Origin of the sequence: Mesorhizobium sp. M7A.F.Ca.US.005.03.2.1, assembly GCF_003997795.1 — a bacterium.
Classification (GTDB): Bacteria; Pseudomonadota; Alphaproteobacteria; order Rhizobiales; family Rhizobiaceae; genus Mesorhizobium; species Mesorhizobium ciceri.
This window is the reverse complement of the sequence record NZ_RZRP01000199.1, coordinates 1-8,528: the sequence shown is the minus strand read 5'-3', so window position 1 is coordinate 8,528 and position 8,528 is coordinate 1. Positions and strand designations below refer to the sequence as shown.

The following is an 8,528-nucleotide window of genomic DNA, read 5'->3' as shown; positions in this document are numbered from 1 at the left end:
CTATCCCCCCGGCACCCCCGCCTTTCCGCACCGGACGGTCGTCATCCGCCACATGAATGATTTCAGGGAGGAAAACCGGCTGCCGGTGCAGTTTGGCGTCGCTGTCGAAGAGATTGCCTTCAAGGGCGATCACTGGGCGGTACGGACCAGCGCTGGCCTGCGGCTGGCCCGCAATGTCGTCGTCGCCACCGGCCGCGATAGGCAGCCGTTCATTCCCGAATGGAAAGGCATGAAGGATTTCGTCGGGCGCATCATCCATTCGGCGGATTTCGGTGACGCACAGGCCTATGCGGGCCAGAAAGTGCTGGTCGTCGGCGCCGGCAATTCGGGTTTCGATGCGCTCAATCATCTGGCCGGCATAGACACGGCCGCCATCTGGCTGTCGGCCCGCAGCGGTCCCGCCCTGCTGCCCAAGCGCATCGGCAAGATCGCCGTGCACCGGCTTTCGCCGTTCATGGCTCGCTTGCCGTTGCGGGTCGCCGACGCGGTGATGTCGGCGACGCAGCGCCTGGCTTTCGGCGACCTGACCAAATTCGGCCTGCCGCCCGCGCCTGCGGGCGGCGCCAGCCGCCTGACCTCGGATTACACCGCGATCGCCGCCGACGATGGCGCCGTCAGCGCCATAAAGGCCGGCAAGATCACCGTCGTACCCGGCATAAGGGAATTCACCCGTGACGGCGTGATCCTGGCCGATGGCAGCCTGATCTATCCTGACATCGTCATTGCCGCGACAGGCTACCGCACCGGGCTGGAGCCGATGGTCGGCAAGCTCGGCGTGCTCGACGCCAAGGGCGTTCCGCTCTTCAACGGCGGGCAAGCCGATCCGAAATTGCCCGGTCTGTGGTTCACCGGCATGCGGCCGAGCATTCGCGGCTGCTTCGCCAATGCCGGCATCCTGGCCAAGGCGATCGCCAAACGGATTGCAGGGTCGGCCTCGCACCAACCCGGCGCATCACGCTGATTTGGGTTCCAGCCGCCGGAAACCGACGGCCTCCATCAGCATGTCCTCTTCCACCATGCCGGCATTGTGCAGGGCGAGCAGGTTAAGCGCGATTTCCCGCGCGTCGGCGGAATCGGGATGTGCCTCGCGCCGCCGGCAGGCCTCGTCGAACACGCGCTGCAGCTTGGCGATATCGGCTGGCTTGAGCAAGCCACGGTCATAGACGGACTTCGACATGGCGATCTCCTGATAAAGACCTAGGGCGCCATGTTTAAATTGCCAATCTTTCCCGAGGCTTGACCGACTTCACCCCATGCCGCGACTTCAAAGGGCGGCAGCGGTGCAAATCTGCTCCGCTGCTGCGCCCCATGCTGGAGGCAATCAGACCGCGATCTTGCCGCCGCCCTGTCTGGTGATGGCGACCACCGACGGCCGCACCGGCATGTCGGGCTTGAAGTCGGGCCAGCGCGTCGACAGATCCTCATAGTAGGACGGGCGGCCGAACGCTTCCCAGTCCTCGCCGCCATCGCCCGGATGCTGGACGGCGACGAAGGCGGTCTGGTCGTCGGGCGCAAACAGCGGACCGCACATTTCGGCGCCGATCGGCACGCGGAAGAACAGTTTCGAGGTTGCCCGCGCCGCCCCTTCCGTGTCCACCGCCCACAGACCATCCGTGCGGCCGGTGGCTTTCGGGCCTTGGCCGTCGGTTGCGACCCAGAGACGCCCGGCCGAATCGACCGCGCAATTGTCGGGCATGCCGAACCAGCCATTGGCCGTCGTTGCCGTCGAGAAGGTGGCGCCGACATCGGCAACCGCCGGATCACCGCATTTCAGCAGCACTTCCCACTTGCCCTTGGCGGCGGTGAAATCACCGCCGTCCTCGGCGATCTCGATGATGTGGCCAAAGGCGTTTTCGGCGCGCGGGTTGGCGGCGTCTACCTGGTCGGCCTTGCGCTTCGAATTGTTGGTCAGCATGACATAGACCTTGCCATTGACGGCATTGGGCTGGATGTCTTCGGGGCGGTCCATCTTGGTGGCACCGAGCAGGTCGGCGGCGCGGCGCGTCTCGATCAGCACGTCGGCCTGGCCAGTGAAACCGTTTTCAGCCGTCAGCGGTCCCTGGCCGAAGACGATCGGCAGCCATTCGACCGTGCCATCTTCGGCGAACCTGGCGACATGCAGCGTGCCATCATCGAGCAGGTCCCTGTTGGCGGCATGATCGTTCGGATCGAACGCGGCCTTGGTCACGAACTTGTAGACATAGTCGAAGCGCTCGTCGTCACCGAGATAGAAGACGACGCGGCCGTCCCTGGCGACAATCGATTCGGCGCCCTCATGCTTGAAGCGGCCCATGGCGGTGCGCTTCCTCGGCGTCGAGGTCGGGTCGTTGACATCGACCTCGACGATCCAGCCGAAGCGGTTGGCCTCATTGGGCTCCTTGGCGAGGTCGAAACGCTCGTAATGCGCCGCCCATTCATAGGCGCCTTCGGGAATGCCGAGACGCTTGTAGTTCGCGGCTTCCTTGTGGCCTTCCGGCAACTCGCCGGAGAAATAGCCATGGATGTTCTCCTCGGCCATCACATAGGTGCCCCAGGGCGTGACGCCGCCGGCGCAATTGTTGAACGTGCCGAACACCTTGGTGCCGGACGGATCGGCATTGGTCTTGACGCGGTCATGGCCGGCAACCGGACCGGACAGCGCCATTTCGGTGTTGGAGGTGATGCGGCGATTGAGCTTGCCGTCGCGCACCACCTGCCATTTGCCTGATGTCTTGCGGATCTCGACGATGGTGCCGCCGTGAGCTGCCATCTCGACATCGACCTGCTCCTTCGAGAGGGGTGCGACTTCGGCCGACTTCTTGCCGTCCTTCTGGACGATCTTCACGATGCCCGGGAACATCAGATGCGGATTGGTGTATTCGTGGTTGACCACCAGCAGGCCATGTTCGGCCGAGCCGTCGATGGGGATGTAGCCGACATAATCGTTGTTGTAGCCGAACTGTTTCGCCTGGGCCTCGGCCGACTGTTTCGTCGGGTCGAAGTCGGGCGAATCGGCAAACAGCGGATCGCCCCAGCGCAGCAGCACATCGGCATCGTAACCCGGCGCGACGTGGTGCTTGTCGTCGATGCCGGCCTCGAGTTCGTCGAACGTGAAGGCCGAGCCTTCAGCGGCCCGGGCCTCGTCGGCGCTGATCAGCGCCAGCGGGCTGACGGTGGCGGCGATGGCCGAGACAGCCAGCGAACCCTTGAGGAAGCCGCGGCGCGAGAACCGCGCGGCGATGATCTCGCCCATGGTGCGGTTGTCGGAAGCGTTGATGGCCGGGCCGTCGTTTTCCTCGAGCAGGCTGGTGCGGAATCGGGTGTCGGGGGAGCGAAGGTCAGTCATGGCTTGCCTCTGGCTGTTGGATTGGCTGGAGCGTGGGTACCTGTTTGACCCCCTTATAATCGCCGGATCACATTTTCGTGACATCGGGAGACCTTTCAGACGCGACAGGCATTGCGCGCAGCGCTGGCTAAGCATTCCCGCAGACCGTGAACTGCTCCAGAATCGCCGGTTCGAGATGAAAGGAGACCTTAGGCGGCATCTTGGCCGCGCATCCCGCGACGGCGGACGACATCAGTCGTTTGCAAAAAACAGATCAACGGGCAACTGCACCCTCGACAAGTCACCTCCGCCGCCCCCGGCGGAGGTGACTTGATGTTCGGCGTCTGCCGTCGTCAGGCATCGGGAAAGCCAGTCTCCCGTTTAGCGATGGCGGTCACGGCGCCGTTCATGCGAAGCTAATGTAGCATATACTTGGGACTTTAGTCCAACCTTGCGCTTGCAATGGTCCTGGTTGACAACCGCAACGGTCGGAGGTCGCTTCCGGGCGCCGCGTCTTTCGGCAATGTTGGTTGCACTGCAACGTTGGGGTGGGGCGCGCCGGACTCAGTCGTCGGAGATCAGAATGCACAGATCGGTCACGACCCGTTTCACGACCCGTTGTTGCCGGCTGGCGCTCAAATCGGCAGCGGCGCTGGTGTTGACGATTGCGCCCTATCAAATTGTCCTGGACGGCTCCGTTTCCGGCATCCACACCGCCAGCGCATACGCCAAGGGTGGCGGTAACAGTGGCGGCGGTGGTGGTGGCAACAGTGGGGGCGGCAACGGCGGCAATTCCGGCGGAAGCAATAGCGGGAACAGCGGCAACGGCAATGGGAATAACGGCAACAGCGGCAATAACGGCAACAACGGCAAATCAGGATCCAGTCAGGGTAAGAGCGGGAGCCATGTCAATGCAAAGACCGGTGACAAGGTCGACGTGACCGGCAACAAGATCACAGTCAGGCATCCCGACGGCATAACGGAAAAGCTCGAGAACGGTCGTTTCAGCATGAAGGACGCTCTCGGTCGCACGATCATCGACCGCCAGGCCACGCCGGCCGATGCCAATCGTCTCAAGGCCTTGTGAAGCTGGCCAACAGGCAACGGTCAGCTTTGCACGTCACCTCCGCCGCCCCCCGGCGGAGGTGACCTCGTTTCCGGCCGGCATCGTCCCGGTTTTCGGCACCGCAATGGCTGCGGTCCCGAGGCGCGACGCGCTTTTGCGCAATCCGGGACGGGAAACCGCTGCGCATTTCCCCAGACCTGACCCAAGCAGTTCTAGAAAAAGTGTGAAGCGGTTTTCCCGGGAAATGCGCGTAGCGCTTTTCCCTTGGGAATTGCGTCAAAACAAAGAGTTAGAGCAGCTCGCCGTTTCCGTGAAACGGTGAAATGCTTTAGGAGGGCCTGTCGCGGTCGCGCCACTCACGCATCATCAAGGCCGCTTCGGTGCGATTTCGCACATTGAGCTTCGACAGCACTCCGGTCATGTGATGTTTGACGGTCTTCTCCTGCAACTCAAGCCGCAAGGCGACTTCCTTGTTGCTCAGCCCCTCCGCCACCAGCCGCAGGATTTCCGTTTGCCGATCGGTGAGCTGCCGCAGCCGTTCCGCCAAGCCGTCGGTCGGCTGCTGGGACTGGAGATCCGAAAGCAGCCGGGCCGATAGTGTCGGCGAGAGATAGCTTTCGCCGGCTGCGACATTGCGCAGGATGTCGGCGAGGCCGCGCGATCCGACGCCTTTGAGGACATAGCCATTCACCCCTGCGTTCAGCGCCTTGGTCACATCGGCATTGGCCTCCGAGACGGTCAGCATGACGATCTTCTGGGCGGGATGGTTGGCGAGGATGCTTGCGACCGCGCTCAGCCCGCCGCCCGGCATCGAGATGTCGAGCAGCAAGATGTCGGGCCGCATCGTCGCGGCGAGGCGTTCGGCATCCTGCGCCGTGGCGCCCTCGCCAACCATCTCGAAGCCTCCGATCTCCGACAGGCTGCGCGTCACACCTTCGCGAAAGAGGGGATGATCGTCGACAATGGCAATGCGAATGGTCCCAGTCATGCTTGCTCCTCGACCGACAGACGGATCACCAAACGCGTACCTTGCGGCCCGGTCAAGGTTTCGAACTGTCCGCCAATGCTTTCGACCCGTTCCCTGAGGCCGGCGAGCCCGAGGCCCTCGACCCGTGCCGTCGGATCGAAACCCGGCCCGCGGTCCGACACTTCGACAAAAAGCCTGCCACCTTTCATCCCGGCACTCACCGCCTGATCCTTGCCTAGCCCGTGGTGATAGGCATTGTTCAGCCCTTCCTGGACGAAACGATAGATGCTGATCTTCTCGGAGGCGCCGGGTTCAGGCAACTGTCCGGCCAGCGTCAGCGTCACCGACGTTCCCGTCCTCTGTTCGTGTTCCTTGACGGCCAGCCGCAGAATGTCGGTTGCGGCAGCCGTCTCGATCTGCGGCAGGACAAGGCCGGTGCAGATGCCGCGTATTTCGCGCATCGCATCCTCCAGCGTCTTGCGAATCATCGTGACCTCGGTCGAGCGGCTTGCGCCTGAATGGCCATCGCTGGAAAATATCGGGCTGTCCATGCGCAGCGCCGCCAGGGCCACGAGTTGGGCCGGGCCGTCATGCAGGTCGGCGCCGATGCGGCGCAGATATCTTTCGTTGAGCGCGGTGGCGCGGCGCGAGGCCTGTTGCACGCGCAGTCGCAAGGCACTGTTTTGCGCCACCAGGCCCTGCAGTTCCGACACCTGGCGGCGCAGCGCCCCACGCTGGTCGTCGATGGTGCGGCTGCCGCGCACGACGATGCCCGACAGGAGCAGGAATGCCGCCAGGGTCGCGCCGGCCACGATCAGCCAGCTCGACCACAGAGCGGAAGCCAGGGTGGCCTGGAAATCGTCGGCGATCTCATAGAACTCGGTAACCGCCACCACCTCGCCCGACCAGGGCTCGCGCACGGGATTGTAGATCTCCAGCAATGGCAAGCCGGTCGCCTTCTCCTCGCTCTCATCCTCATCGAAAGTATTGAATTCAGCGACGACATTGCCTTCGAAAGCGGAACGCAGATTGTCGCTCGGAGCGAAGCGGCGGCCGATCAGGGCCGTCTCCTTGGCATAGAGGACCGTCCCGTCGCGGCGCCAGAGCATGAACGATTCGAGGCGCTTGCCGAGCGCGCCCTGGCCAAGCGTCTCGTCCAGCGCCTGCTTGACGGAATCGCTGAGCTCCTGCTCCTTGCGCAAGTCGGGAAGCAGCGGCGCAATCACGCTGTCGACATAGAGCGCCGTCGTGGCGGCCGAATTGCGGATGACGCCCTCTCTGATCTGCGCCGTCACCCAGGCGCCCACCACCAGCATGACGGCCAGCAGGCCAAAACCGCCGGCAACGACGAATTGCAAGGCAAGAGAGAGTTCGCTCCAGCGTCGCGTCAAGTTCTGCAGAATACGAATCATGAACCCCTGACCGCCCTTCAATCGACTGGCTGGACGATGTCGGTACATTGAGCCTCCGTCTTGCCATTGCCAAGAGCTTCGTTTGGTCGAGCGCTTGACGTCCCGGCGCGCTTCGGAAACAACGTCCGCGACACATGCGGCGGGAGCCGCTTCGAGAGGGGACGGAACGTTGAGTTTTTCGGGACTGCTGCAGCTCGGCTTTTCAACGGTCATTTTCCTGCTGGCGGCGACAGCCGCCAAGCAATGGGGCCTGGCGCCGAGCCTCGGCAAGATCGCGCTGACGCTGGCGCTCTATTCGCTGGGCAATTTGATCATGCTGCGGCTGATCCGCGAATTCGGCATGTCGGTGTCGTTCAGCCTGTCTGCCGTCATCCAGCTGGTCTCGGTGAACGTCGTGGCACTGGTCTTCTTCGGCGAGCGCGTCAACGCGCTGCAGGCGACCGGCATCATGCTGGCGATCGCCGCAGTGGCGCTGATCACGCTCGGACCCTATCTGCAAGGCCGGCTGTAACGGGCGGATTGCCGATGAAGAATGCCGCGAACGCTTTGCTCAACCGGGTCGAATTCCCGGTGCTGCTGGCCGGCTTGGTCATCGCGGCCGGCCTTTGGGGATTCGAGGAGCTGATGGAGATGGCGCGCGCCACCACCCCGCACGCCTTCGACACCGAAATCCTGCTCGCCTTCCGCCAGGCGGGGCGGCCTGACAGCCCGATCGGCCCGCTGTGGCTGCAAGGGGCGATGCGCGACATCACAAGCCTTGGCAGCGGCAGCGTGCTGGTGCTGATCGTGACGGCGGTAATCGTCTATCTCCTGCTTATCCGCAGGCCGGCGACCGCCCTTTTCATCTTCGTGGCGGTGGCCGGCGGTCAGGTGCTGTCGAGCCTGCTGAAAGCCGGAATCGACCGGCCGCGCCCCGAACTCGTCTCGCATCTCGTCAACGAAACGACGCTGTCTTTTCCCAGCGGCCACGCCATGCTGTCGGCGGTGACCTATCTGACGCTCGGCGCGCTGGCGGCACGCTTCCTGCCCGGTCGAACGACGAAGATCTATGTGCTGTCGCTGGCGGTGCTGACGACGCTGCTGGTCGGCATCAGCCGCGTCTATCTCGGCGTCCACTGGCCGTCGGATGTGCTGGCCGGCTGGTGCGCCGGCTTCGTCTGGGCGATGCTGTGCTGGCTCGCTGCCCGGACGTGGCAGCGATGGCGTGGGCAGCACCCGGACGGCGAGACTGGAGACTAGATCAGCCGGTTGATCAGCCCGTGCCCGCAGCCGGCCAACAGGAAAACCGCCGACAGCAAGGCTGCCGATGTCATGAAAGTCTTGAAGATATTCAACCGCGTTACTCCCTGCCCAGATGGAAGACCTTAGCGCAATCCCGGGAAAGTATCTAAAAATGGTCAGTCAGGCGCCGCCCCTTACGTCTCAAACATTCATCCTAATGCTTGAAACATCAGAATAATGATATTATACCTTACTCCTGCAGACTCAGACGGGGATTCCGGCCGATGATCACTGCCGCGCAGATGCGCGCCGCAAGGGCGCTGGCCGGCATCGATCAGAAGACGCTCGCCGAGCGCGCCGGCGTTTCGCTTCCGACTATCCAGCGCATGGAGGCGAGCGATGGCGTGGTCAGGGGCGTGGTCGACACGCTGATGAAGGTCATCCAGGCCCTCGACGAGGCCGGGGTGGAGCTGATCGGCGAGAATCAGGCCAGCGAGCGCGGCGGCCGGGGCGTGCGCCTCAAGCCTGCCGTGCCGCCGGATCCCAAGGCTGAGCCGG

At 63.6% G+C, this 8,528-nt stretch carries 9 protein-coding genes; 5 read left to right on the top strand and 4 right to left on the bottom strand.

What is annotated here, in order from left to right; genetic code table 11:
* Positions 1-961: NAD(P)/FAD-dependent oxidoreductase (locus tag EN991_RS13580; protein ID WP_164769038.1), on the top strand; the 961-nt coding region annotated here is incomplete at its 5' end.
* Here the strand turns inward: EN991_RS13580 and EN991_RS13575 are convergent.
* Together EN991_RS13575 and EN991_RS13570 are read right to left on the bottom strand one after the other, a co-directional pair.
* A complete protein-coding gene (locus EN991_RS13575) occupies positions 953-1,177 on the bottom strand; it encodes a hypothetical protein (RefSeq protein ID WP_013528677.1) in 225 nt (74 codons plus the stop codon). The two genes, EN991_RS13580 and EN991_RS13575, sit on opposite strands and share 9 nt — an antisense overlap.
* 144 nt (positions 1,178-1,321) lie before the next feature.
* Positions 1,322-3,325 (bottom strand): PhoX family phosphatase, encoded by a 2,004-nt coding sequence (locus EN991_RS13570; RefSeq protein ID WP_127368940.1) that lies wholly within the window; start codon positions 3,323-3,325, stop codon positions 1,322-1,324.
* Between the two features lie 562 nt (positions 3,326-3,887).
* On the opposite strand from EN991_RS13570, the gene EN991_RS13565 reads away from it, so the two are divergent.
* Positions 3,888-4,391, top strand: a complete 504-nt coding sequence (locus EN991_RS13565; protein WP_127368939.1) for a hypothetical protein — start codon at positions 3,888-3,890, stop codon at positions 4,389-4,391.
* Positions 4,392-4,698: 307 nt separating this feature from the next.
* On the opposite strand, the gene EN991_RS13560 is transcribed toward EN991_RS13565, so the two are convergent.
* Entirely contained in the window at positions 4,699-5,358 is a 660-nt protein-coding gene (locus EN991_RS13560) for a response regulator transcription factor (RefSeq protein ID WP_013528674.1), read from the bottom strand.
* Positions 5,355-6,749, bottom strand: a complete 1,395-nt coding sequence (locus EN991_RS13555; RefSeq protein ID WP_127368938.1) for a sensor histidine kinase — start codon at positions 6,747-6,749, stop codon at positions 5,355-5,357. Before EN991_RS13555 ends, EN991_RS13560 begins: the two co-directional genes overlap by 4 nt.
* Before the next feature lie 169 nt (positions 6,750-6,918).
* On the opposite strand from EN991_RS13555, the gene EN991_RS13550 reads away from it, so the two are divergent.
* From EN991_RS13550 to EN991_RS13540, 3 genes are all read left to right on the top strand, one after another.
* A complete protein-coding gene (locus tag EN991_RS13550; RefSeq protein WP_013528672.1) occupies positions 6,919-7,260 on the top strand; it encodes a hypothetical protein in 342 nt (113 codons plus the stop codon).
* A gap of 14 nt (positions 7,261-7,274) precedes the next feature.
* Complete coding sequence (locus EN991_RS13545; protein ID WP_027161239.1) at positions 7,275-7,988, top strand: phosphatase PAP2 family protein; 714 nt, start codon at positions 7,275-7,277, stop codon at positions 7,986-7,988.
* 266 nt (positions 7,989-8,254) lie between these two features.
* Positions 8,255-8,528 (top strand): helix-turn-helix transcriptional regulator (locus EN991_RS13540; protein ID WP_164769037.1); only part of this gene is annotated, 274 nt, incomplete at its 3' end.